Annotated in this window: 21 protein-coding genes; 20 read left to right on the top strand and 1 reads right to left on the bottom strand. The window is 35.2% G+C overall.

Translation table 11 applies throughout. The features are described 5' to 3' along the window. Nucleotides 1-96 precede the first annotated feature (96 nt). The 7 genes from AAC084_RS06885 (at nucleotide 97) to AAC084_RS06915 (ending at nucleotide 13339) form a co-directional block, all read left to right on the top strand. The gene (locus tag AAC084_RS06885; protein WP_339838697.1) at nucleotides 97-1416 is read left to right on the top strand and encodes an MFS transporter; all 1320 of its coding nucleotides are present in this window, start codon (nucleotides 97-99) and stop codon (nucleotides 1414-1416) included. 117 nt (nucleotides 1417-1533) lie between these two features. Further along, on the top strand, nucleotides 1534-3828 hold the full coding sequence (locus AAC084_RS06890) for an NADP-dependent malic enzyme (protein WP_339838699.1): 2295 nt from the start codon (nucleotides 1534-1536) through the stop codon (nucleotides 3826-3828). A 73-nt stretch (nucleotides 3829-3901) separates the two neighbouring features. After that, nucleotides 3902-4483: a Holliday junction branch migration protein RuvA gene (gene ruvA, locus AAC084_RS06895; protein WP_339838702.1), complete on the top strand. Its 582-nt coding sequence runs from the start codon at nucleotides 3902-3904 to the stop codon at nucleotides 4481-4483. 67 nt (nucleotides 4484-4550) lie between these two features. Next, nucleotides 4551-11672, top strand: coding sequence for a cell surface protein SprA (sprA, locus tag AAC084_RS06900; protein WP_339838704.1), 7122 nt, complete (start codon nucleotides 4551-4553; stop codon nucleotides 11670-11672). Between the two features lie 134 nt (nucleotides 11673-11806). After that, nucleotides 11807-12187: a glycine cleavage system protein GcvH gene (gene gcvH / locus AAC084_RS06905; protein WP_339838706.1), complete on the top strand. Its 381-nt coding sequence runs from the start codon at nucleotides 11807-11809 to the stop codon at nucleotides 12185-12187. Beyond that, nucleotides 12180-12572: a VanZ family protein gene (locus tag AAC084_RS06910; protein WP_339838711.1), complete on the top strand. Its 393-nt coding sequence runs from the start codon at nucleotides 12180-12182 to the stop codon at nucleotides 12570-12572. Before gcvH ends, AAC084_RS06910 begins: the two co-directional genes overlap by 8 nt. Nucleotides 12573-12634: 62 nt before the next feature. Continuing rightward, nucleotides 12635-13339, top strand: coding sequence for an energy transducer TonB (locus tag AAC084_RS06915; protein ID WP_339838714.1), 705 nt, complete (start codon nucleotides 12635-12637; stop codon nucleotides 13337-13339). 94 nt (nucleotides 13340-13433) lie between these two features. On the opposite strand, the gene AAC084_RS06920 is transcribed toward AAC084_RS06915, so the two are convergent. Further along, nucleotides 13434-14312, bottom strand: a complete 879-nt coding sequence (locus tag AAC084_RS06920; protein ID WP_339838716.1) for an MBL fold metallo-hydrolase — start codon at nucleotides 14310-14312, stop codon at nucleotides 13434-13436. Nucleotides 14313-14424: 112 nt separating this feature from the next. Between AAC084_RS06920 and cyoE the strand changes: the two genes are divergently transcribed. The 13 genes from cyoE (at nucleotide 14425) to AAC084_RS06985 (ending at nucleotide 25505) form a co-directional block, all read left to right on the top strand. Then, the gene (cyoE, locus tag AAC084_RS06925; protein WP_339838719.1) at nucleotides 14425-15327 is read left to right on the top strand and encodes a heme o synthase; all 903 of its coding nucleotides are present in this window, start codon (nucleotides 14425-14427) and stop codon (nucleotides 15325-15327) included. 1 nt (nucleotide 15328) lies between these two features. Further along, nucleotides 15329-15910 (top strand): cytochrome c oxidase subunit 3, encoded by a 582-nt coding sequence (locus AAC084_RS06930; RefSeq protein ID WP_339838720.1) that lies wholly within the window; start codon nucleotides 15329-15331, stop codon nucleotides 15908-15910. A gap of 96 nt (nucleotides 15911-16006) precedes the next feature. Continuing rightward, on the top strand, nucleotides 16007-16981 hold the full coding sequence (locus tag AAC084_RS06935; protein ID WP_339838721.1) for a cytochrome c oxidase subunit 3: 975 nt from the start codon (nucleotides 16007-16009) through the stop codon (nucleotides 16979-16981). Nucleotides 16982-17034: 53 nt separating this feature from the next. Continuing rightward, on the top strand, nucleotides 17035-17418 hold the full coding sequence (locus tag AAC084_RS06940) for a cytochrome C oxidase subunit IV family protein (RefSeq protein WP_339838724.1): 384 nt from the start codon (nucleotides 17035-17037) through the stop codon (nucleotides 17416-17418). A 123-nt stretch (nucleotides 17419-17541) separates the two neighbouring features. Next, complete coding sequence (locus tag AAC084_RS06945) at nucleotides 17542-18171, top strand: hypothetical protein (RefSeq protein WP_339838726.1); 630 nt, start codon at nucleotides 17542-17544, stop codon at nucleotides 18169-18171. Next, the gene (locus tag AAC084_RS06950) at nucleotides 18171-18899 is read left to right on the top strand and encodes an SCO family protein (protein WP_339838729.1); all 729 of its coding nucleotides are present in this window, start codon (nucleotides 18171-18173) and stop codon (nucleotides 18897-18899) included. The genes AAC084_RS06945 and AAC084_RS06950 overlap by 1 nt, the downstream gene beginning before the upstream one ends. A 7-nt stretch (nucleotides 18900-18906) precedes the next feature. After that, complete coding sequence (locus AAC084_RS06955; RefSeq protein ID WP_339838731.1) at nucleotides 18907-19440, top strand: DUF420 domain-containing protein; 534 nt, start codon at nucleotides 18907-18909, stop codon at nucleotides 19438-19440. Continuing rightward, complete coding sequence (locus tag AAC084_RS06960) at nucleotides 19430-19648, top strand: hypothetical protein (protein ID WP_339838733.1); 219 nt, start codon at nucleotides 19430-19432, stop codon at nucleotides 19646-19648. Before AAC084_RS06955 ends, AAC084_RS06960 begins: the two co-directional genes overlap by 11 nt. A 107-nt stretch (nucleotides 19649-19755) precedes the next feature. Then, nucleotides 19756-21003: an ABC transporter permease gene (locus AAC084_RS06965; RefSeq protein ID WP_339838736.1), complete on the top strand. Its 1248-nt coding sequence runs from the start codon at nucleotides 19756-19758 to the stop codon at nucleotides 21001-21003. Between the two features lie 74 nt (nucleotides 21004-21077). Continuing rightward, nucleotides 21078-22337: an ABC transporter permease gene (locus tag AAC084_RS06970; protein WP_339838739.1), complete on the top strand. Its 1260-nt coding sequence runs from the start codon at nucleotides 21078-21080 to the stop codon at nucleotides 22335-22337. 33 nt (nucleotides 22338-22370) lie between these two features. Continuing rightward, nucleotides 22371-23486, top strand: a complete 1116-nt coding sequence (locus AAC084_RS06975; RefSeq protein WP_339838741.1) for an efflux RND transporter periplasmic adaptor subunit — start codon at nucleotides 22371-22373, stop codon at nucleotides 23484-23486. 95 nt (nucleotides 23487-23581) lie between these two features. Next, a complete protein-coding gene (locus tag AAC084_RS06980; RefSeq protein ID WP_339838743.1) occupies nucleotides 23582-24283 on the top strand; it encodes an ABC transporter ATP-binding protein in 702 nt (233 codons plus the stop codon). Beyond that, the gene (locus AAC084_RS06985; RefSeq protein ID WP_339838745.1) at nucleotides 24276-25505 is read left to right on the top strand and encodes an ABC transporter permease; all 1230 of its coding nucleotides are present in this window, start codon (nucleotides 24276-24278) and stop codon (nucleotides 25503-25505) included. The genes AAC084_RS06980 and AAC084_RS06985 overlap by 8 nt, the downstream gene beginning before the upstream one ends.

Genomic DNA, 25505 nt, shown 5'->3' on the forward strand with positions numbered 1-25505 from the left:
TTGCTAGAGGGTTAATATTATGTATTTCTAATTTTTTACATCTTTCCAATAAGAATACTGTAATCGTCACTCCCAGTTCAAGATTAATAAACGTAAATGAAAATAAAAAAACCGAGTCTTAGTTTTTGGCAGATATTTAATATGAATGTTGGATTCTTAGGAATTCAGTATAGTTTCGGACTACAGCAAACAGCAATTAACCCTATTTTTTTATACTTAGGAGCACCTGAAGATATGCTGCCAATTTTAAATATTGCAGGCCCCGTAACTGGTTTGATAATTCAACCAATAATCGGAGCAATGTCAGATAAAACTTGGTCTACAAAATGGGGTCGACGTAAGCCCTATTTTTTAATTGGTGCTATTTTAGGAAGTTTATGCTTATTCGCATTTCCTACGAGTCCGGTGTTATGGTTTGCTGTTGGACTTTTATGGATTCTAGATGTAGGTAACAATATGGCCATGGAGCCGTATCGAGCATTTGTAGGAGATAAGTTGCCAGAAAAGCAATTGAGTTTAGGGTACCAAATGCAAAGTTTGTTTGTTGGTGCAGGTATACTTTTGGCTAATGGTTCAATCGTATTGTTTCAATATTTATTTGGAGGGGAATCTGTTGAAGTCGCAGGAACCATCCCTACTTGGTTGTATTATTCGTTCTATATAGGTGCAATTCTATCAATTACTACGATTTTATGGTCTGTTTTAAAAACACCTGAAATTCCACCAACTTCTGATGAACTAGCAGATATAAATCAAGCAAAAGCTAAGCCTTTGGCCGAGCGTATTGCATTGCCTTTTATAGAAATTTCAGAATCGATTAAGAAAATGCCGAAATTCATGTGGAAGCTTGGTGCAGTTTATCTTTTTCAATGGTATGCTTTATTTATTTATTGGCAGTATACAACGCCGTTATTTAAACTAACCATGGGGTATTCTACAGGGGAGGCGGCATCTCAATCAGCACAAATGAGTTTGACTTACAATATTGTAACAATGCTGGTCGCTTTGGCTTTAGTGCCTTTGACCTTAAAATATGGAGGTAAAAAAGTATATGCTTTAAGTCTGTTTGGTACTGCACTCTCTTTATTTGCAATTCCATACATTCAAGATCCAATAATGGTATTAGTACCAATGGTACTTTTTGGAATTGGTTGGGCAGCAATGATGGGTATACCTTATACCATGGTGTCTAAAGTAGTTCCGCAAGAAAGGCGAGGGGTTTATATGGGAATTCTGAATATGATGATTGTAATTCCTATGGGGATTGAAACTCTTACATTCGGTCCAATCTACAAATACTTATTGGGTGGAAATGCCATTAATGCAATGTTGTTTGCGGGTGTCTTTTTTGTTCTTGCAGCCTTTTTTGCTATGCGTTTGAACGTAGATAAGAAAGAAGAGGCTTTGGAATTATAATTGTTATGATGTTTTTGAATTTTCCTAAGGGTATTGCATTTTGTTAAGATAAAACTAGGTTCTTTTCACGCTTCTTTAAAGATTACCTTTAAATTTGTTTTTTTAAAATATATGAGCATGAGCAATGAAAAGCTAAGAAGGGAAGCACTTATTTATCACGCAAAGCCACAACCTGGAAAGATAAAAATTGTACCAACAAAACCTTACAGAACACAACGAGATCTTGCTTTGGCATATTCGCCAGGTGTTGCAGAACCATGCTTGGAAATAGCAAAGGATAAAGAAAACGTTTATAAATATACTTCTAAGGGAAATTTAGTGGCCATTATCTCTAATGGTACAGCTGTTTTAGGTTTAGGAAATATTGGTCCTGAGGCTTCTAAACCAGTCATGGAAGGTAAAAGTCTTTTATTTAAAATTTTTGCCGATATCGATGGTATTGATATTGAAGTAGATACCGAAGACGTAGATAAATTTATAGAAACCGTTAAGATGATTGCCCCAACTTTTGGAGGTATTAATCTTGAGGATATAAAAGCTCCAGAGGCATTTGAAATAGAACGTCGATTAAAAGAAGAACTCGACATACCGGTAATGCATGATGATCAGCATGGTACCGCAATTATTTCTGCAGCTGCGTTACTTAATGCATTAGAGATCTCCAATAAAAAAATGGAAGAGGCTCGCATAGTAATCAGTGGTGCTGGTGCGGCGGCTGTTTCATGTACTAAATTGTATAAAGCTTTTGGTGCTAAGGCCGAGAATATAGTAATGCTTGATAGTAAAGGCGTTATTCGAAAAGATGCTGAAAATTTGTCAGAATCTAAGAAGGAGTTTGCTACAGATAGAAAAATAGATACACTTGATGAGGCAATGGTAGATGCTGATGTATTCGTGGGGTTATCCATTGCGAATATTGTATCACCTGCGATGCTAACATCTATGGCAGAAAACCCGATTGTATTTGCCATGGCAAACCCAGACCCTGAAATAGATTATAATTTAGCCATTGCTACCCGTAAGGATATCATAATGGCAACAGGTAGATCTGATCATCCTAACCAAGTGAATAATGTTTTAGGTTTTCCATTTATATTTAGGGGAGCTTTAGATGTTAGGGCAACGGCAATTAATGAAGCTATGAAAATGGCTGCAGTAAAAGCGTTGGCAGATTTAACAAAGCAACCAGTGCCAGAACAAGTAAATATAGCATATGGTGAAACTAGGTTGACTTTCGGTAAAGAATATATAATTCCAAAACCTAATGATCAGCGTTTAATATATGTAATACCCCCAGCAGTTGCTAAAGCAGCAATAGAAAGTGGTGTTTCTAAAGCACCAATTACCGATTGGGATAAGTATAAGGAAGAATTAATGTTACGTTCTGGTAATGATAATAAGGTTGTACGTTTATTACATGGTAGAGCTCGTACTAATGCGAAGAAAATTGTCTTTGCCGAGGCTGATCATTTAGATGTGTTAAAAGCAGCTCAAATTGTACATGAAGAAGGTATTGCCATACCTATACTTTTAGGTAGAAAGGATATTATATTAGAACTGAAAAAGGAGTTGGAGTTCGATGCTGATATTCCAATAATTGACCCTATGTCCGAAGAATTTGATGAGCGTCATATCCGTTATGCAACAAAGTATTGGGAGAGTCGTAAACGAAACGGAGTTACTTTCTACAGTGCTAAAATAAAAATGCGTGAGCGTAACTATTTTGGTGCTATGATGGTTCTTGAAGGTGATGCAGATGGTATGATTTCTGGTTATTCAAGAGCTTACCCGACAGTTGTAAAACCTATATTAGAAGTTATTGGTAGGGCAACTGGTGTAAAGAAAGTGGCTACTGTAAATATTATGATCACTGAAAGAGGTCCTTTGTTTTTGGCAGACACCTCTATTAATATTGAACCTAGTGCTGAAGAGCTCGCAGATATTGCACAAATGACTGCAAATGTTGCTTCTAATTTTGGGTTTGATCCAGTATTAGCGATGTTAAGCTATGCTAACTTCGGTTCTTCCTCGCATCCTAATGCCAGAAAAGTTAGGGAAGCAGTTAGAATATTACATGAAAATAAACCTAACCTGGTAGTTGATGGTGAAATTCAGACAGATTTTGCTTTAAACAAAGAATTACATCAAAGTAAATTTCCATTTTCAAAACTTGCAGGAAAGACTGTAAACACATTGATTTTTCCTAATTTAGAATCGGCGAACATCACCTATAAATTGCTTAAGGAGTTAAATAAAGCTGATTCAATTGGTCCAATTATGGTAGGTTTGCGAAAATCGGTACATATTATGCAATTAGGAGCAAGTGTAGATGAAATAGTAAACATGGCTGCGGTTGCCGTGATTGATGTTCAAGAGCGTGAAAAACGTAAGAAGGCAAAAGTTACTAAGTAATTAAAATTTTAATACAATTAAGAATAGGGAAATAAGTAAGTACACTTAATTTCCCTATTTAATTTAAGCTCATATGATACATCACTTAAGAGGTAAACTGGTAGAAAAGAATCCAACACATATTATAATCGAATGTGGTGGTGTTGGCTATTTTGTGAATATATCATTGAATACTTTTTCAAAATTACCAGAACAGGAGAATATCTCCTTATTTACCCATCTTCAAATAAAGGAAGATTCACATACTTTATATGGTTTTGTAGAGAAATCTGAGCGTGAAATATTTAGATTGTTATTGTCGGTTTCAGGTATTGGTTCAAGTATAGCCAGAACCATGCTTTCTTCAATGTCACCTTCTCAGGTGAGAGATGCAATTGCTAATGGCGATGTCCCCGCTATACAAGCTGTAAAAGGAATTGGAGCCAAAACTGCCCAACTTGTAATTTTGGATCTTCGAGATAAGGTATTAAAAGTCTATGATATAGATGAACTTTCGCTAACTGCAAACAATACAAATAAAGATGAAGCGTTATCTGCTTTAGAAGTTCTAGGCTTCGCACGTAAACAGGCAGAAAGGGTTGTCGATAAAGTGCTTAGTCAAGATTCTTCAATTAGTGTAGAGAATATTATTAAACTCTCGCTCAAAAATTTGTAATTAAGTTTAAAAAATCGGGGCAATTAAAAATCTTAAAACTTCTTTTAAGTATATCTTTCTATTCTGTATGTTTTTTGGTTCCATGGCGGTTGTTATGGCGCAAGAAACAGAAGAACAAGAAATCGATTCTGTGAAGACAGGGTTTGATCTAGGTCGTATTCTTCTTGAAAATCCAGATAGTATCGTTTCAAAATATATTTATGACCCTAATCTGGACCGTTATATTTATAATGAAAGTGTTGGTGATTTCAATATAGGATATCCAATAATTCTTACCCCTGATCAATATTTTGACCTTATTGAAAAGGAAGGTATTAAATCTTATTTTAAAGAAAAGTCAGATGCTTTTTCTGGTAAAAAAGCCGGTAGTGAAGAAGCGCGTAAAAACTTACTTCCTAATTTTTATGTTAACAATAATTTTTTCACTTCTATTTTTGGAGGAAACACTATAGAAATTATTCCACAGGGTTCGGTAGCTATGGATTTAGGTGTTATTTGGCAAAAAAATGATAATCCGTCACTTTCACCACGTAATAGAACCAACCTTTCGTTTGACTTTGATCAGCGTATAAGTCTTAGTATGTTGGGTAAAATTGGAGAACGCCTACAAGTAACTGCAAATTATGATACAGAAGCTACATTCGATTTTCAGAATATTGTAAAGCTTGATTATACTCCAACTGAAGATGACATTATTCAATCTATTGAAGTCGGTAATGTTAGTATGCCATTAAATAGCTCTTTGATTCAAGGTGCTCAAAGTTTATTTGGGGTGAAAACAAAATTGCAATTTGGTAAGACTTCGGTTACTGCTGTGTTTTCTGAACAAAAGTCTCAAAATAATACGGTTGTTGCTCAAGGCGGTGGCACAGTAAATGAATTCTCTTTAACTGCACTAGATTATGATGAGAACAGACACTTTTTCTTATCGCAATATTTTAGGGATAATTATGACCGTGCACTTTCTACGTATCCCTATGTGCAGAGTCAGGTACAGATTACACGTATAGAGGTTTGGGTAACCAATAGAAGTCAGCAAACGTTGAACGTTCGTAATGTTGTAGCAATTCAAGATTTAGGAGAGTCTAACATTACAAAAACCAGAGTAGGTCAAAATAATGGTAGTGGAGCTGGATTCTTTAATGGCATTGCAGATACAAGACCTAGAAATAATGCCAACGATTATGACCCAGCATTAATTGGTAATGGTGGTGCATTAAATGATAATATTAGAGAAATAGCGACTGTAGAAGGTGGTTTTAATGCAGCAAGCTTTGTTAATTCTTATAATCCAAACCAAGGATTTGATTATGCATTGTTAGAAAATGCTAGAAAATTAGAGCAGGGTAGAGATTTTGAGTACAATACCCAATTAGGATATATCTCTTTGAACCAACGATTAAGTAATGACGAGGTTTTAGGTGTTGCATATCAATATACATTTCAAGGTGAAGTTTTCCAAGTTGGTGAGTTTGCGAATGGTGGGTTAGAAGCAACTACTGTTTCGCAAGGTGTTAATCCAATCATCGAAAACAACACGTTAATACTTAAATTATTAAAAAGTAATATTACTAACATCAATGATCCTATTTGGGATTTGATGATGAAGAATATATATGCTACTGGTGCATTTCGTTTAAGTCAAGACGATTTTAAGTTAAATATTTTATATTCAGATCCAACACCTAGAAATTACATTACTCCTATTGAAGAGGGACCAGGTACAGGATGGCCCGAAGGTTTAGAAGAAAGAATTCTTTTGAACGTCTTTAACCTAGATAGACTGAATGTTTATAATGATATTCAACCGGGTGGTGATGGTTTCTTTGATTTTGTAGCAGGGCAGACCATAGACGTGCAAGGTGGTCGAATTATTTTTACGAAAGTTGAGCCATTCGGACAATTTTTGTACGAAGAGTTAGAAAACGGGAATAGTGGTCAGTATAATAATACATCGGGGTATAATGCCAACCAAGAACAATATGTGTTTAGAGACATGTATGAATTGACGAAGGCTGCTGCATTACAAGATCCAGAAAAAAATAAATTCTTATTAAAGGGTAATTATAAATCTGAAGGTAGTAATGGTATACCTATTGGTGCATTTAATGTTCCGAGAGGGTCGGTGCGGGTTACTGCTGGTGGTCGACAATTACAAGAGGGTGTCGATTATACGGTAAATTACCAAGCTGGTACGGTACAGATCTTAGATCCTAGTTTAGAGGCTTCTAATGTTCCTATTAATATTTCTGTAGAGAATAATGCTGTATTTGGACAACAAACACGTCGATTTACTGGTGTAAATGTTGAACATCAAATTAGTGAGAAGTTTGTATTGGGTGGTACCTTGTTAAATTTAAATGAACGCCCGTTAACACAAAAATCTAATTACGGGGTAGAACCTGTTAACAATACTATTTTCGGACTAAACGGTAATTTTTCTACCGAAGTACCATGGTTAACACGTATGGTGAATAAGTTGCCAAATATCGATACCGATGTGCCATCAAATGTATCTATTAGGGCAGAAATGGCTATGTTGAAACCAAGTTCTCCGAAAAACGCGGATTTTGATGGGGAAACAACAACCTACTTAGATGATTTTGAAGGAGCACAAGCCTTAATTGATATTAGAGCATCCCTAGGTTGGACTATTTCGAGTATGCCGTTGGAGTATGGTATTGGTGGAAATCAACTTTATGGTAGTTCACCAGATGATCCAGACAACTTGTTGAACGGTTATGGCAGAGCTAAGTTATCATGGTATACTATTGATCCTATATTTTATACTAACCAAAGACCTTCAGAAATTAGTGATGATGATGTTTCTACAAACCCTACCCGTAGAATTTACATAGATGAAGTTTTTCCACAGACGGATGTTGCTCAAGGCCAAACTCAGGTACAAACGACTTTAGATATGGTGTATTATCCATCAGTTAAAGGACCTTATAATAACAACCCAGATTTTGAAGTTGAGGCGACCAATGAAAAATGGGGAGGTATGATGCGTTCGTTAAGTAGTACCGATTTTGAGCAAAGTAATGTTGAATTTATTCAGTTTTGGGTAATGGATCCTTATGTAGATGGTATCTCATCAGGTTCTGGAGAGTTAGTATTGAATTTGGGTAATATTTCAGAGGATATTCTTCGTGATGGAAAAAAGCAATACGAAAACGGTTTACCTGGAGTTGATAGTAACGATTTTACAGCACCTACTTCATGGGGTGAAGTACCCGCAACACAATCTTTGGTATATGCGTTTGATGCAAGTGAGCCTAACAGAAGCTTGCAGGATATTGGTTTCGACGGATTTAATGATGAAAATGAGGGCTCAATTTTTACAAATAACGGTGGTGATGATCCAGCCTTGGATAACTACACGTACTATTTAAATAGAGAGGGAAGTATTTTAGAACGATATATTGATTTTAATAGTCCTGAAGGAAACTCACCAGTAGCTGTTTCAAATACCAATAGAGGGTCTACAACGTTACCTGATGTAGAAGATATTGATCGTGATTTAACCATGAACACGGTAAATAGTTATTACGAATATCGTATTGCAATTAAGCCTAATACTTCTATTAATGATAAGTATGTAACAGATATTAGAGAAGGGGTGGCTAGTGGTACTAGAATACCGAATGGTGATGATGTTAACTATAGATGGATTCAATATAAAATTCCGTTAAGTGATTTCAGTGATGCGGTCGGTGGTATTACCGATTTTAGGTCAATAAGTTTCATGAGAATGTATATGACAGGTTTTAATAATCCTACTGTGCTACGTTTTGCTACGTTAGATTTGGTACGGGGAGATTGGCGTACATATACTAAAACATTACAAGATGCCGATATTGATAATGACCCTGCAGACGATGGTACCACTTTAGATGTGAATACGGTAAATATTGAGGAGAATAGTAATAGAATACCTATTCCTTATGTGTTACCTCCTGGAGTAATAAGAGAACAATTAAATAATAACAATACAATCATTCGTCAGAATGAACAATCTCTTTCTTTATTGGTAGAGAATTTAGAGCCTCGTGATTCACGTGGGGTGTTCAAAAATTTAAATATCGATATTCGACAGTACAAGAACTTGAAGATGTTCATGCATGCGGAGAAGATTGTCGATAGTGATTATGCAGATACATCGACACCTTTGGTTGGTTTCTTGCGAATGGGTACAGATTTCTCGCAAAACTTCTATCAAATAGAACTTCCTTTAGAGTTTACACCTTTTGATGCAGTTTCAGATACTGAAATATGGCCAGAGGCAAATGAGATGAATATTGCACTTAGCGATTTAAATAAAGTAAAGTCTCTTTGGATTTCAGATGGTGATTTAAGTGAAGTTAGATTTTTTGAAGTAGAGAACGGTGAAGTAATTCCTGTAAATGAATTTGATGTTCGCACACCAGGAAGAATACGAATTGGAATAAAGGGTAACCCTTCTTTAGGTAGTATTCGTACTATAATGGTTGGGGTAAAAAACCAAGATAACCTACCGGCTAGGGGAGAAGTTTGGTTCAATGAACTTCGTCTTGCTGGTCTAGATAATAACGGAGGTTGGGCGGCTATTGCTGCCATTGATGCCAATATTGCTGATTTTGCAAATATTAGTGCTACGGGTAGTAAAAGTACTTCTGGTTTTGGATCTATCGACCAAATGCCAAATGAACGTGCACGAGAAGATGCAATATCTTACGATGTTGTTACGAATGTTAATGTCGGTCAATTGCTTCCTAAGCAATGGGGAATTCAGTTGCCTTTCAACTACGGAATATCAGAGCAAGTTATTACTCCTGAGTTCGACCCTGTATATGATGATTTAAAACTTGAAGATAGAATAGCTGCTGAAAGTACACAAGAGGGAAAAGATGAGGTATTAGAACAAGCGGAAGATTATACAAAGAGAACAAGTATCAATTTAATAGGAGTTCGTAAGGATCGTGGCGATGAGGCTGACGCCAATTTTTACGATATTGAGAATTTTACATTTAACTATAGTTATAACGAAACGGATCATCGCGATTTTGAGATTGCACAATTAAGAGACCAGACGGTGAATACCGGCTTTGTGTATAACCATAGTTTTGAACCTTTAGAGGTAGCGCCGTTTGCTAAGAAAGACTCTCTATTTACTGGTAAATATTGGCAATGGTTAAAAGATTTAAACTTGAATTTATTACCGTCTACCATTGGCGTTAACTCCAATATAAATCGACAATTTAATGCGCAACGTTTTAGAGATGTGTATCAAGAAAATGAGGACAGAATTGAACTGCCAGAACTGCAACAACGTAATTATCTATTTAATTGGCAGTATGCTATTAATTATAACCTAACTAAATCATTACGATTAAACCTTACGGCGTCTAACAATAATATAGTTCGTAATTATCTTAATGAAGGTGAGCCCTTAGAGTCGGCAGATAGAATTAATAATGCATTAGGTTTATGGGACGGTTTCTTTGATATTGGTGAGCCGAATAGGCATTCGCAACAGATGCAATTAAATTATGAAGTTCCTTTTGCGAAAATACCTGCTTTAGATTTTATTAGTACGCAATATACCTACACTAGTAATTTTGATTGGCAAAGAGGTGGAGATGCCATCTTAGCGGTTGTAGGTAGTGATGTGAATACCATACAGAATGCAAATACACATACCATAACATCATCATTGACTTTGCAGAAATTCTATGATATGATAGGGCTTAAAAAACGTGAAGCTCCAAAAGCATCTAATGCCGGACCTGTGAGAAGGGATAAAGCAGGAGTACCAGCAGAAGAGCAAGAAAAAATAAAGGGTAAAACCAGCGATATGTTTAATACCGTAGTAGATATTGTGACTATGGTGAAAAGATTGAACTTCAACTATAGTGAGAATAATGGTACGGTACTGCCAGGTTATACACAATCAGTTGGGTTTATTGGTACTGCAAGACCAACTATAGGTTTTGTTTTCGGTAGTCAAGCCGATGTTCGTTTCGAGGCCGCTAAAAATGGATGGTTGACTAATTTCCCAGAATTTAATGAGCAATTCATCCAAAGAACAAATAAGCAGTTGAATATTACAGCTACAGCGCAACCTACAAGGGATATAACAATAGACTTAGTTGCGGACAGACAGTATTCAGATAGTTACCAAGAGAATTTCAGTGTTACCGATCAAGAATATAATGTTCAATTGGGTAACAACTATGGTAGCTTTAGTATTTCTACTATGATGATTGGTACCGCATTTGGTAAAAGCGATGAATTCGATTCAGATACTTTTAATCAATTCAAAGAAAATAGAATTACGATAGCGAATAGATTGGTTGCAGATAGAGGACAAGCTGCTGGTACTTTAGATGATGATGGTTTTCCGCAGTTATATGGCAAAACTCAACAAGAAGTTTTATTGCCTGCCTTTTTTGCGGCATATACGGGTCAAGATGCGGGTCGTGTAAACTTAGATACCTTTAGAGATATTCCTATTCCGAACTGGAGTATCAAGTATACAGGGTTGATGAAGAGCAAATGGTTTAAAAAGAAATTTAAGCGTTTTTCTTTAAGCCACGGGTATCGTTCTGCATATAGTATAAACTCATATCAGACCAATCTTGAAAAAGTACAGTTGCGTAATGATGGTTTGCCTCAAGTAGATGCTGAAAATGGAGATTTGTTGTCGGATCTTATTTTGAACAACGTGGTACTTACAGATCAGTTTAACCCGTTAGTTAGGGTAGATTTTGAAATGAAAAACTCTATTAGTGTTTTAGCCGAGGTTAGAACAGACAGAGCTATGTCTTTAAGTTTCGACAATAATCTTATGACCGAAATTAATGGCAAAGAATATACTGTCGGTATGGGTTACCGTTTTAAAGACGTGAAATTCGTAACTAATATTGGAGGTAATAAAACGAGATTAAAAGGTGATTTGAACTTGAAGGCCGATGTTACTTTACGTGATAATATTACAATTATTAGAAATCTTGATATTAATAACAACCAAATAACCTCTGGTCAGAATTTAATGTCACTTAAATTTACAGCCGATTATGCCCTTAGTAAAAACTTAAATGCTTTGTTCTTTTACGATCATTCGTTCTCGAAATTCGCGGTATCAACAGCATTTCCACAAACAACAATCAATACCGGATTTACAATTCGCTATAATTTTGGTAATTAAAAAGATTTCTATTAAACTTTAGGAATATTCTATTTATCAACAATTTAATTCAAACTATAACATGTGCTAATTTTTTGATTAGCTAATTGGAATACTATACATTTGCCCAAGTAAAAAAATAATAAACGTTTATAATGAATATACCAGCAGAATTAAAATATACAAAAGACCATGAATGGATTAAGATTGACGGTGATATGGCAACCGTTGGAATCACAGATTTTGCTCAAGGTGAACTAGGTGATATTGTTTATGTAGAAGTAGACACATTAGATGAAACTTTAGACCGTGAAGCTATTTTTGGAACTGTTGAAGCTGTAAAAACAGTTTCTGATTTGTTTTCCCCATTATCTGGTGAAATAGTGGAGTTTAATGAAGCTCTTGAAGATGAGCCAGAAAAAGTTAATTCTGACCCCTATGGTGATGGTTGGATGGTAAAAATAAAGTTTAGTGATGCCAGTCAATTAGATGATTTGTTGAGCGACGCAGCTTATAAAGAGATAATAGGTGGTTAAAAACCTTGTTTATAAAGTACTATTCATAAGCTGGATGATGTTTGTAACATTTTTCAGCTTATTTTCTTTTTCAGAAGTAGGTACTTCTCGGTTCAATATTCCTCATATGGATAAGGCTGTTCATTTTACCTTTTATTTTGTAATGGTCCTGTTAGCTTTTTTGGCAAAAACCAAGGGCGAGTGGCTTGTAAATGGAACAGTTAAGTTGTTGTGGTACATTGTTTTATTAGCAGTTTTATATGGCATACTTATTGAGGTATTACAACATGTAGCTACCGAAGATAGACACGGCGATCCACTCGATGCAATGGCCAATACTACCGGTGCTATTGTCGGAATGTTGCTCTTACGTTTTCTGTTTTTTCGAAAGCGGTCGTTAAAATGAAAATTTTAATTGCATTTTTATGGATTATTTAGTTAAATTAGCAATCACTAAATTGAATATATATGGAACCTAAAAAGAATCCTAAGGCGGATTTAACGAAGAACAGTAGTCTTTATTTTGTTATCGGATTGTTCGCGGTAATGCTATTTACTTACGTGGCATTTGAGTGGAAGACTTATGATGAAGTCAATGATTATGATATTTCTATGAATGTGGATGATCTTTTAGATGAAGAGGTTCCTATGACCGAACAGATTAAGACTCCACCACCTCCACCGCCACCAGCTGCACCTGAAATTATTGAGGTTGTAGAAGATGAAGAAGAGGTTGAAGAGACTGTTATCGAATCTACTGAAACTAGTCAAGAAGAAGAAATCGTTGAGGTTGACGATGTAATCGTTGATGAAATTGAAGAAGATGTAGATGTACCTTTCGCAGTTATTGAAGATGTGCCGATTTTTCCAGGTTGTGAGAATGAAAAAGACAAGAGAGCTTGTTTTAACTCAATGATTCAAAAGCATATTGGTAAAAACTTCCGTTATCCAGAAATTGCTCAGGAAATGGGTGTTCAAGGTAGAGTAAGCGTTATGTTCGTTATCCAAAAAGATGGTAGCATCGGTAACGTAAGAATGAGAGGACCTGATAAAAACTTAGAAGCAGAAGCTGCGAGAATTATCAATAAGCTTCCTAAGATGACTCCTGGTAAGCAAAGAGGTAGAGCCGTGCGTGTTCCTTTTAGTATTCCAATTAACTTTAAGTTACAATAGTATATATAAATACTTAATAGTATTTAATAAAAAATCCCGAGCGAATAGCTCGGGATTTTTTATTTATAATCAATCTTGTTTCGGTAAATAAAACCTATTTTTTTAAACTTGTATAAAATGTACTTCTCAATCGTTCAGGATTGATAAATCCAGTTCCGTAATCAGTATCGTATGCGCCAGAAATAGTGGTGTCTGTTGTAATTTGTTCCAATGTTCTTCCTAATTCAATTGCTTTTAAGGTGTTGTCTTTAATGTCCTCTAACATGGTGATATAAGTTGTTAGTTCTTGTTTATTTGATGGTCGTCCATGACCTGGAATTATAATGGTATTGTCGTCAATTAGCATTAAGGCCTTCTTTTGTGCGTTGATATAACCATTAACGCTACCACCATTATTTATGTCGATATAAGGGTATCGTCCTGAAAAATAAGTATCACCCATGTGTATGACATTATTTTTTATAAAATAAATCATGGCATCTCCATTAGTATGTGCATTATGAACATGAAATGCCATTATAGTTTCGTCATCCTGATACAATGTAAGTTCTTCAGAGAAACTTATCTCAGGTAGTATATCGTTGTTAAGTTCGGGTTTTTCAATAATCCGCTGCTCAAGGCTTTTTCGAACATTATCTTGGGCAATTAAGGTGGTCGTTTTTGAATTAAATTCTGCATTGCCACCTGTATGGTCACCATGCATGTGTGTGTTGAATAAATAGGTTATAGGTTGATTGGTAATGGTTGCTATCGCTTGCTTTATTTTTGGACTTAGTCGAGCGAATTGATCATCAATCATAAATGTATTGGTAGCATTTACAAAGAGTCCTATATTACCACCTTGACCAGTAAGCATAAAAACTTCATTAGTTAGGGAGTCTATGGTAATTGTTACCTCTTCTTCTTGACTCCAAGAAATCATAGAGATGAACATAAGAGTGGTCAGATTGAAAATAGATTTTAATTGTTTCATTTTTAAGGGGTAAGAAGTTAATTCGTTTACTTTCAAATATACTAGAAATAAAAGTTTAAGGTTGCAGAAATATGACTAGGGGGTTATCTTTGCAGATCTATTTAAATGAAATATGAAAACGGCCGTTAGTTCGACAAAAAGTAATGCACTTGCATTGATTTTTGCCGATTTTAAGGAGATTACCAAAGCTAGATTGGCAATTAGTGTCGTTTTTTCTTCGATTGCTGGTTATTTTTTAGGTGCTTATGAAATTCAATGGACGCAAGTATTGCTACTGGCATTTGGCGGTTATTGTATGGTTGGCGCAAGTAATGCGTACAATCAGGTTATAGAAAGAGATTTAGATGCTTTAATGAAGCGTACTAAAAACAGACCTATTCCTACTGGTCGAATTTCTGTCAAGTCAGCTATGACTATGGCAATTGTTTTGACATTACTTGGCGTATTGGCATTATATCTATTGAATCCTAAAACTGCAATGTTCGGGGCAATTTCTATCTTTCTATACACAAGTGTTTATACGCCATTGAAAACAATAACACCATTAGCGGTTTTTGTTGGCGCTATACCAGGGGCAATTCCATTTATGTTGGGTTGGGTAGCTGCCACCGATGACTTTGGGATTGAACCGGGAACATTATTTATGATTCAGTTTTTTTGGCAGTTTCCTCATTTTTGGGCTTTAGGATGGATGTTAGATGACGACTATCGAAGTGGTGGATTCAAAATGTTGCCTACCGGCAAGAAAGATGGTGCTACTGTGCTTCAAATAATCATGTATACAATTTGGATGATGGTCGTTTCGGTAATACCAGTTTTTGGTATAACCGGTAGGTTGCATTTGTCAATTGTGGCTGCTATAATAGTATTTTTAATGGGAGCGGTAATGCTTGGTTTTGCCTTTAAGTTGTATTCAAAGCGGGATAATGCCTCTGCAAGAAAGTTAATGTTAGCTAGCGTCAGTTATATAACTCTGATGCAAATAGTATATGTAATAGATAAATTTTTAGTTTAATATGGATTTGACACAAGGAACGGAGCAGGAGAAAAATGCTAGGGCAAAAAAGATGATGCTTTGGTTTGGTATCGTGAGTTTGTTAATGGGTTTCGCAGGATGGACGAGTGCCTATATAGTAAGTAGTTCACGAGAAGATTGGGCGAGTGATGTTGCCTTGCCGCAGTTTTTTATATATAGTACCATTATTATTATTATAAGTAGCTTTTCCTATATGTTGGCAAAAAATGCCATTAAACATGGAGATTCTAGTAAGGGTACACTTTGGTTGTGGATAACCTTCGCACTCGGAGTTGTTTTTATTGGGCTTCAATTTTCTGGTTTTTCAGAAATGGTAGCTGAAGGATATTACTTCACTGGTCCAACAAGTAGCATAAAAATGTCTTATGTTTTTCTTATCGCTATGGTGCATATAGTACACGTTGTGGCTGGGATGATTTCACTATTAGTGGTGTTATATAACCAAAGTAAAGGAAAATATAGTGCTGAGAATTATTTAGGAGTTACCTTAGGGGCTACTTTTTGGCATTTTTTAGATTTGTTATGGGTCTATTTAGTGTTATTTATGACCTTTGTTAAATAAAAAGTGTTTCAAAATACTTTTTGACTCAAATTGCTCTTTTATATAGTTCAAAAAAATGTAAATTTGCTAAAGTTTTATTAAAACGATAATCAGTATATGGATTCTACGGTGACAACGGGAACGGAAACAAGCGTATGGGGTGGAGGCAATCAACCCTTAGGAGCAAGCTACGGTAAATTAATGATGTGGTTTTTCCTTGTGTCGGATGCGTTAACTTTCTCAGGATTTTTAGCAGCTTACGGCTTTTCAAGATTTAAATTTATAGAAACATGGCCTATTGCCGACGAGGTATTTACCCACGTTCCATTTTTTCATGGTAATTATCCCATGATTTATGTTGCCTTCATGACCTTTATTTTGATTATGTCATCGGTTACGATGGTTTTAGCTGTAGATGCAGGTCATAAGATGAAGCAGAATGCAGTTATTTGGTATATGTTCGCTACTATTATTGGTGGTGCAATCTTCGTTGGTTCTCAAGCATGGGAATGGGGTACTTTTATCAAAGGTGATCACGGTGCTGTAGAAACTAAAGGTGGTAGAATTTTACAGTTTGTAAAGGCAGATAGTGGAGAAAGAGCTTCATTGTCTGATTTTGCAGTGTCTCTACCAGGTGATAGAATAATACATGAAAGAAAAAATGGACTTTGGTTCTTTCAAGAATCTGCATTAACAACATTTTCACTAGATGAAGTTATTGAAGGCTTTAAGGCGGATCCTAATATTTTGATTAGAACTGAATTAATCAATGAAGAAGGTGAAAAAACTCTTTTAGATAGACAGAATTCATTAAATAAATTAGCTGATGCAACACAAGTTGTTGAAGGGGCCAATTTAATTCACAATGAATATGGTACTAGATTATTTGCAGATTTCTTCTTTTTTATAACAGGTTTTCACGGTTTTCACGTTTTTTCTGGGGTAGTAATTAATATCATTATATTCTTTAATGTTATTCTCGGTACTTATGAGCGTAGAGGGCATTATGAAATGGTTGAAAAAGTTGGGTTGTACTGGCACTTTGTAGATTTAGTATGGGTATTTGTATTTACCTTCTTCTACCTGGTTTAAACCTTTTAAGAATTATCAGTATTACGGTAAATTTATTTATAGATTAAAGTAAAATGGCAGACGGACATAAATTAGAAATTTTTAGAGGACTTGTAAAGTTTAAATCTAACACGCAAAAAATCTGGGGAGTTTTGGCTTTCTTAACCTTAATAACTGCGGTTGAAGTAGTATTAGGTATTATAAAGCCCGAATCATTGACTGATACCCATGTATTAGGAATGAAGTTGATAAACTGGATATTTATAATATTAACTTTGGTGAAAGCATATTATATTGCTTGGGACTTTATGCACTTGCGCGACGAAAAATCTGCGTTAAGGAGAGCTATAATTTGGACACCAATATTCTTGGTATTGTATTTAGTGTTTATTCTGCTCGTTGAGGCAGATTATATCTACAATGTTTATAAAGATGGCTTCGTTAGTTGGAATTTCTAAGCTAGAATTAACAGAATTAAAAGACGGTTTTATAACCGTCTTTTTTATTTTTGTATAGTTTCTATTTTAATAGTTATTCAATCATGGTTAATTAATTTGATCGATAACTTTTCTTCTTGATTTATGAAAAAAACCTTTGTTCTAATTGTTTTATTTATTCTTCCCATTGTAGCCTATTTATTCTTTGCCTCTGGGGTAAATAACTTTGGTAAATTACCAGAACTTACTCAGAACGTAAATGAATTAGATTTTTCAAAGGAAGCAAAATTTAAAGATAAAATTACTGTACTGGGCTTTTTAGGTTCTAATGTAGAATCTAGAAAAGGAAATGCTTTCAATTTAAATCAGAAAATTTATAAACGCTTTAATGAGTTTACAGATTTTCAGTTCGTAATGGTAGTTCCATTTGGTACTGAAGATGTAATTGTAGAAATTGAAAAAGAACTTGCTACTTTGTCTGAAATAGATAAATGGTACTTTGTTTATACTAATCCAGAAAACATAAAGGCGTTGTATTCTAGTCTTAATACAGATATTCAATTAGATGATTTATTGGGAACTCCCTATGTTTTTATAATTGATAAAGATCTTAATTTAAGAGGTAGAAATGAGGATGAGGAAGAAGGGACCAAATATGGTTTCAATTCAAACTCAGTTGCTGATTTGAATAATAAAATGGTAGATGATGTCAAAATAGTATTGGCTGAATACCGCCTCGCATTAAAAAAAAATAACGCTGATAGAACTAAATAATGAATAAGAAATATACATATGTTTGGGTTTCGTTGATAGTGCTAATTTTTGGGATAATTGTTATTCCGCGTATTGTAGAAAGATTGTCATCTAATACCGTTGTTGAGAATGATCGCCTAAATGGTTCTGGTCAAAATGGCACATTAGGTTATATTTTATTAGACGGTAAAAAAAGAAAAGTTCCTTCTTTTGAATTTATCAATCAAGATAGTGTTCTAATAAACGATAAGGACTATTTAGGTAAAGTGTATGTGGTAGATTTCTTTTTTACAAGATGTCCTAGTATATGTCCTATTATGACCACAAACCTTGTGGATGTACAAAGGCATTTTAAGGGAGATAAAAATTTTGGTATAGCTTCATTTAGTATTACCCCAGAGTTTGATACTCCAGATGTGTTAAGAACCTATGCTGAGAAATATAAAATTCAAAATAACGGTTGGAATTTGATGACAGGAAATAAAGATGCAGTGTATGAATTGGCAAATGCAGGATTCAATATTTTTGCTGCTGAAATGCCAGATGTTCCTGGTGGCTTTGAGCATTCAGGTTTATTTGCACTAGTTGATAAGGAAGGCTATTTAAGGTCTAGAAAAGATGAATTTGGTAATCCGATAGTGTACTATAGAGGTGCTATTTTAGAGAAAGATGGTACAAATGATCAAGGCGAAACAGAAGAAATAAGTATTTTGAAAATTGATATTCAAAAATTATTAGAGGAATCATAGTTTAGTTATGGAAGCGAACGTTACAGACGAACGAAAATTTAATCGATTAATAGCAGTAGTTTCAATTGTTATTCCTTTAGTAGTTGCAATACTTTTTGGGATTAAAATTCCAAATGTGGAACCGTTGTCGTTTTTACCTCCAATTTACGCAACCATAAATGGTATTACGGCTGTTTTGTTATTGATAGCAGTGTGGGCTATTAAAAGTGGTAATCAAAAACTACATCAACAATTAATGACAACGAGCATTATTTTATCCTTGTTATTTCTGGTGATGTATATTGCATATCATATGACTTCAGATTCTACTTCTTATGGTGGTGAAGGAGTTATACGTTATGTGTATTTTTTCATTTTAATAACGCACATTGTACTGTCCATTGCTTTGATTCCTCTTGTGCTGCGTACCTATGCAATGGCATATTTAAAGAAATTTGATAACCATAGGGCTTTGGCAAGATATACTTTTCCAGTATGGTTGTATGTTGCCGTTACAGGTGTTGTGGTTTACTTAATGATATCTCCTTACTATGTATACTAAACGGACATTATTTTTACTTATAGCGGTAGTTGTATTCATTCCTTTTGAAGTTGATGCGCAATGTGCCATGTGTAGAGCAGTGCTAGAAAGTGAATCATCAGGTAAAGCAGCCGAAGGTATTAATAACGGTATTGTATATTTAATGGCAGTACCCTACGTCTTGGTAGCCGGCTTGTTTTATTTTATATATAGAAAGATGCGGGCATAACCGGGTTTTTATAATTTTTACGTAAATAGTGTAACATTTTGGCAATTGGTTAGTCTTATGATTGTGTGATACTTGGATTGCATTCATCAATCAAATCAATCAATCTTATGTTCGATCTAGAACGTTGGCAAGAAATCTTCGATACTATTCGCAAAAATAAATTGCGAACTTTTCTTACCGGGCTTTCCGTTGCTTCGGGAATTTTTATTTTGGTTATTTTATTGGGTTTTGGGCAGGGCATGCAAAATGGTATTGCCAAAGAATTTGAACAAGATGCAGCTACTAGTGTCTGGGTTTGGCCTGGTGTTACTACAATTGAGTATAAGGGAATGAATCCTGGTAGACCTATTCAATTACGAAATGATAACTACGACTTTGTAGCTACTTTATTGGAGGACCAAATCGAAAATAAGTCCCCAAGATTATTTGTTCGAAATACATTCGTCAATTATAAAAATGAAACTTTAGCATATTATGTGCAAGGAGTATCTCATCAATTTCAATTTATTGAAAACGAATTTATATCTCAAGGCAGGTTTTTGAATCAACAAGATGAGGATTCCAAGGCAAAAGTTGTCATTATAAGTAACAAGATTAATCGTGAGGTATTTAAAGATCTGGAAAGTCCGATCGGAGAGTTTTTAGATATATCTGGAATCTCTTTTAAAATAGTTGGGGTATATGGTGATATTGGCGGTGAACGCGAAGAAGACCGAATTTATATCCCTATTAGTACTGCACAGCAAGTTTTTAATGGAGCAGATAAGTTGAATAATTTATCTTATACACTGCCGCCAGCGGAGAATTTTGAGGCTTCAGTGGCACAATCCATTAAGTTTAAGAACGACCTTAAATCTTATCTCCAAAAAGTACATACCGTTGCACCAGATGATACGAGTGCCATTCAAATCTATAATCCAATGGAAGAGGTTAAGCGCTTTTATTCCCTAATGGGCGGAATCAAATTCTTCTTTTGGTTCGTGGGTGTGTGTACAATTATTGCAGGTATTGTTGGTGTAAGTAATATTATGCTCATCGTAGTAAAAGAAAGAACGAGAGAAATTGGTATTAGAAAAGCTTTAGGAGCAAAACCTTGGTCAATTGTGGGAATGATTTTGCACGAGGCTATTTTTATTACTGCAATTGCAGGTTTCAGCGGACTCATTTTGAGTATGGGATTATTGGAGATTGTTGGTCCGCATGTAGAGGTTGATTATATTCTTAATCCTTCTGTTAATTTTAAGGTAGCCCTTACAACTGTTTTTGTTTTAATTTTTGCAGGGGCCGTTGCAGGGTTTTTTCCGGCATGGCGAGCAGCTAAAATACATGTGATTGAGGCATTAAAGGATGAGTGACAATTAAAGTATAATGAAATGACAATAATTTGTGTCACTTCTAGTAAAATACTTTAAAATAATAAACTATAACCATGTTCAACAAAGACCGTTGGGAAGAAATATTGGAAGTATTGTCCAGTAATGTTTTTAGAACGCTGGCTACTTCATTTGGTGTAGGTTGGGGTGTTTTTATTCTTATTATTCTACTTGCTGCAGGTAAAGGTATGGAGAATGGTATAAGGGCAGATTTTGGTGATATCGCCACTAATACTATGTTTATTTGGACACAGAATACCACAATCCCATTTAAAGGACTGCCGAAGGGACGAAGCTTTCATTTTAAGTTGGAAGATGTGCAAGCCATTAAAGACAATGTGCCAAACCTAAGATTTATTTCTCCGCGAAATCAACTAGGTGGTTTTGGTGGCGGAAATAATGTTATACGTGGCCTGAAAACAGGAGCTTTTAATGTGTATGGCGATTATCCGCAGATTATCCGACAAGAACCTATGACCATAACATCTGGTAGGTTTATAAATCAAAATGATATTGAAGATAAACGAAAGGTAGCAGTTATTGGTGAGGGGGTTAAGAATGAATTGTATGATAAAGAGGAAGACATTCTAGGAACTTACCTTAAGATTCAAGGTGTTAACTTCTTGGTGGTCGGCACCTATAAAAAGAAAAGTAATGATGGTAATGGTGAGGAAGGTCAAAAGGAATTATTTGTGCCTTTTACAGCTTTTTCCCAAGCATTTAATATGGGGAACGATGTAGGTTGGATGGCTATAACTGCGCAAGATGGAAACTCAATTTCTGACTTAAAGGAGAAAATAGTAAGTGTTGTAAAAGAGAAAAGAAAAATTCATCCAGATGATAAACGTGCCGTAGGTTATTTTGACTTGTACGAACAGTTCAATAGAGTAGAAAGCTTGTTTGGGGCGCTACGTTGGGTTGCTTATTTTGTAGGTATTCTGGTATTGTTATCGGGTATTATCGGGGTAAGTAATATAATGCTGATAGTAATAAAAGAGAGAACAAAAGAGATAGGTATTAGAAGGGCATTAGGTGAAGCACCTTGGTCTATTAAAAAACAAATTTTAATGGAATCTATATTCTTGACAATAATATCAGGTATGGTCGGTATAGTTTTCGGTGCAGCTTTTATTTATGGTGTAAATGCGGTACTCGATTCTGTGGGGCCTGTAGATATGTTTGTAAACCCAAGTGTTAGTTTAGGAGTAGTAATCAGTGCTTTGGTCATCTTAGTTTTCTCAGGATTATTAGCAGGCTTTATACCTGCACAAAGTGCTATAAAAATAAGACCTATAGAGGCGTTAAGAGCAGAATAATTAATCGATTAAAAAATAGATAACCAATCAAAAATGAAAAAGTCAACAACAATTATTATTCTCATCATCATAGTATTACTTTTTGGTGGATCTATGTATTATTTGTATCAAAAGAATGCGGAAGACCCAGTGGTTTATATAACGGAAGAACCATCGAGACAGACAATTATAAAGAAAACAATGGCCACTGGAAGCATACTACCTTTGGAGGAGGTTTTAATTAAGCCGAACATATCAGGAGTAATAGAGGAGATATTTGTCGAAGGCGGTGATTTCGTGAAATCGGGAGACCTATTATGTACAATAAAAGTGGTGCCAAATCTGAATGCTTTAAATGATGCAAGAAATACAATCGATGAGACTAAAATTAATCTAGATGATCAGGTGCGAAATTTGGGACGTCAAAAAGGATTGTTCGATAAAGGTGTTATATCAAAAGTAGATTTAGAACGGGCAGAGGTTACTTATAATCAGGCGAAACAATCGTATGCGGCTGCTAATAAAAGATATGATATTGTTAAAACTGGTACAACTGCTGGTTATGGAAATGCGTCGAATACTCAAATTAGAGCAACCGTTAGTGGTATGGTTTTAGAAGTCCCTGTTGAAGTAGGTAATCAAGTAATTGAAAGTAATACCTTTAACGAAGGAACCACAATTGCTGCCATTGCAGACGTTGATAAAATGATATTTGAAGGTAAGGTAGATGAGTCTGAAGTCGGTAAAATTAAAGAAGACCTTCCTTTAGAAATAACTGTAGGAGCCATTGAGAACAGAGTGTTCGATGCAGTGTTAGATTACATAGCACCAAAGGGAAAGGAAGAAAATGGTGCGATACAGTTTGAAATAAAAGGAACGCTTACAAAGCAAGATTCTGTATTTATTCGTGCGGGGTTAAGTGCAAATGCATCTATTATACTGGCACGTGTAGACAGTGTATTGGCGGTTAAAGAAGCTTTAGTGCAGTTTGATGATAAAACCAAAAAACCATTTGTAGAAATAGAAACTGGTGACCAAGAGTTTGAGCGTAGAGAAATTGAGTTAGGTATCAGCGATGGTATACATGTTCAAATAAATTCAGGAATAAAAGAGGGCGAGAAAATTAAGGTTTGGAATGAAGTTAAGCCAGATGAATTGGCTGAAAATTAATAAAGCAAAAAAATAAATCAATTGATGTAACAAATTAAACACTGATTAGTCTAATGGATAGACAGTGTAAAAAATTGTTCAAAACAACAACCAACATGATTCAAATTAAAGATCTTCATAAGTCCTATAAAATGGGCAAGAATTCACTTCACGTACTTAAAGGTATTAATTTCAATGTTGAGGAAGGTGAATTGGTAGCTATCATGGGCTCTTCTGGTTCGGGTAAATCTACTTTACTTAACATTCTAGGTATGTTAGATAGTTCTGATTCTGGAGAGTATATTTTGGACAATGTGCCGATAAAAGATCTCAACGAAACGAAGGCTGCACGATACAGAAATAAGTTTTTAGGTTTTGTTTTTCAATCATTCAATCTTATAAATTACAAAAGTGCTGTGGAAAATGTAGCACTTCCGTTATACTATCAAAAAGTACCTCGAAAAGAACGTCAGGAAAAAGCGCTTAAATATTTAGAACAGGTAGGACTAAAGGAATGGGCGACACATTTGCCCAGTGAACTTTCTGGTGGTCAAAAACAACGTGTTGCCATCGCAAGGGCTATGGCCGCTGAACCTAAGGTGTTGTTGGCCGATGAGCCAACGGGTGCCTTGGATAGTAAAACATCTTATGAGGTGATGGATTTAATTCAGAAAATTAATGATCAAGGCAATACAATCTTAATTGTTACACACGAACCTGATATTGCCGATATGTGTAAACGAATCGTGCATTTAAAAGATGGGGTCATTATTGAAGATAAAAAGATAAAACAAGTAAGAGCCGAGCAATATGTTTGATAGAGACATTTGGCAAGAGATATATCATAGTATTAGCAATAATAAGCTAAGAACTTTTCTTACGGGTTTTTCAGTAGGATGGGGAATCTTCATATTAGTATTGCTTTTGGCGTCTGTAAACGGAATGCAGAATGGCTTTACCATGCAGTTTAGTGATGATGCTACCAATTCTATTTTCATCAGAACAGGAACAACTTCTTTGGCCTATGGTGGTTTTGAAGCTGGTAGAAGAATTCAGCTTACCAATGATGATATCGAATATATCAAAAGAAGTTTTCCAAATGATGTCGAGTATATAAGCCCTAGAGTATATCGAAATACATCGGCACGTTATAAGAGTGAAACAGGTAGCTATAATGTTCAAGCCGTTTATCCTGATCACCAGATTATAGAGAAGACCATTGTTAATAAGGGGCGATATATAAATACGAATGACTTATTAAACGCTTCGAAAGTTGCTGTAATCGGCAGAAAGGTTGAAGAAGATTTATTTAAAGGTGAAGATGCAATAGGGAAATTCGTGGAATTTAACGGTCTTCCTTTTAGGGTAATCGGGACTTTTACCGATGATGGTGATGATAATGCAGAGCGTAATATTTATGCGCCTACAAGTACATTTCAAAAAATGTATGGTCAAACAAATCATATAGATCAGATTGCATTGACCTATAACCCTGAATACGACCTAACCAAAGCATTAGCATTTTCAGACAGATTAGAAAGTGTGTTTAGACGCCGTTTTAAAATTGCACCTCAGGATCAAGCGGGCATACGAATTTTCAATTATGCAGAAGTCTTTGAAGATATTAGCAACTTCACTGGTGGTCTTGATATTGCCGTAACCATTGTGGGGCTTTTGATTTTACTTTCTGGTATAGTTGGCATAGGTAATATCATGGTTTTTATCATTAAAGAGCGTACTAAAGAAATAGGAGTTCGAAAGGCATTGGGTGCCGAGCCTTGGTCAATAATTAAACTGGTATTATTCGAATCAATTTTTATAACTGCTTTGTCAGGTTTTATAGGGTTGGCAATAGCAACGGGTTTATTAGCCATTGTTGGTCCAAATATAAATTCAGGTGCTTTTGCAAATCCGTCGGTAAGTATGTCGATAGTAGTAACGGCGACAGTAATATTAATTGTAGCAGGGGTTTTAGCGGGATTAATCCCGGCAATGAAAGCAGCAAAAGTGAAACCAATTGTAGCATTAAGCGATAAATAG

The sequence above is a fragment of the uncultured Maribacter sp. genome (assembly GCF_963977385.1).
GTDB lineage: Bacteria > Bacteroidota > Bacteroidia > Flavobacteriales > Flavobacteriaceae > Maribacter.

Bases quoted from the DNA above. Each gene is read 5' to 3' on its own strand.
- AAC084_RS06885 (WP_339838697.1), top strand. From the start codon at position 97: ATGAAAATAAAAAAACCGAGTCTTAGTTTTTGGCAGATATTTAATATG.
- AAC084_RS06890 (WP_339838699.1), top strand. From the start codon at position 1,534: ATGAGCAATGAAAAGCTAAGAAGGGAAGCACTTATTTATCACGCAAAG.
- ruvA (WP_339838702.1), top strand. From the start codon at position 3,902: ATGATACATCACTTAAGAGGTAAACTGGTAGAAAAGAATCCAACACAT.
- sprA (WP_339838704.1), top strand. From the start codon at position 4,551: ATGTTTTTTGGTTCCATGGCGGTTGTTATGGCGCAAGAAACAGAAGAA.
- gcvH (WP_339838706.1), top strand. From the start codon at position 11,807: ATGAATATACCAGCAGAATTAAAATATACAAAAGACCATGAATGGATT.
- AAC084_RS06915 (WP_339838714.1), top strand. From the start codon at position 12,635: ATGGAACCTAAAAAGAATCCTAAGGCGGATTTAACGAAGAACAGTAGT.
- AAC084_RS06920 (WP_339838716.1), bottom strand. From the start codon at position 14,312: ATGAAACAATTAAAATCTATTTTCAATCTGACCACTCTTATGTTCATC.
- cyoE (WP_339838719.1), top strand. From the start codon at position 14,425: ATGAAAACGGCCGTTAGTTCGACAAAAAGTAATGCACTTGCATTGATT.
- AAC084_RS06930 (WP_339838720.1), top strand. From the start codon at position 15,329: ATGGATTTGACACAAGGAACGGAGCAGGAGAAAAATGCTAGGGCAAAA.
- AAC084_RS06935 (WP_339838721.1), top strand. From the start codon at position 16,007: ATGGATTCTACGGTGACAACGGGAACGGAAACAAGCGTATGGGGTGGA.
- AAC084_RS06940 (WP_339838724.1), top strand. From the start codon at position 17,035: ATGGCAGACGGACATAAATTAGAAATTTTTAGAGGACTTGTAAAGTTT.
- AAC084_RS06945 (WP_339838726.1), top strand. From the start codon at position 17,542: ATGAAAAAAACCTTTGTTCTAATTGTTTTATTTATTCTTCCCATTGTA.
- AAC084_RS06950 (WP_339838729.1), top strand. From the start codon at position 18,171: ATGAATAAGAAATATACATATGTTTGGGTTTCGTTGATAGTGCTAATT.
- AAC084_RS06955 (WP_339838731.1), top strand. From the start codon at position 18,907: ATGGAAGCGAACGTTACAGACGAACGAAAATTTAATCGATTAATAGCA.
- AAC084_RS06960 (WP_339838733.1), top strand. From the start codon at position 19,430: ATGTATACTAAACGGACATTATTTTTACTTATAGCGGTAGTTGTATTC.
- AAC084_RS06965 (WP_339838736.1), top strand. From the start codon at position 19,756: ATGTTCGATCTAGAACGTTGGCAAGAAATCTTCGATACTATTCGCAAA.
- AAC084_RS06970 (WP_339838739.1), top strand. From the start codon at position 21,078: ATGTTCAACAAAGACCGTTGGGAAGAAATATTGGAAGTATTGTCCAGT.
- AAC084_RS06975 (WP_339838741.1), top strand. From the start codon at position 22,371: ATGAAAAAGTCAACAACAATTATTATTCTCATCATCATAGTATTACTT.
- AAC084_RS06980 (WP_339838743.1), top strand. From the start codon at position 23,582: ATGATTCAAATTAAAGATCTTCATAAGTCCTATAAAATGGGCAAGAAT.
- AAC084_RS06985 (WP_339838745.1), top strand. From the start codon at position 24,276: ATGTTTGATAGAGACATTTGGCAAGAGATATATCATAGTATTAGCAAT.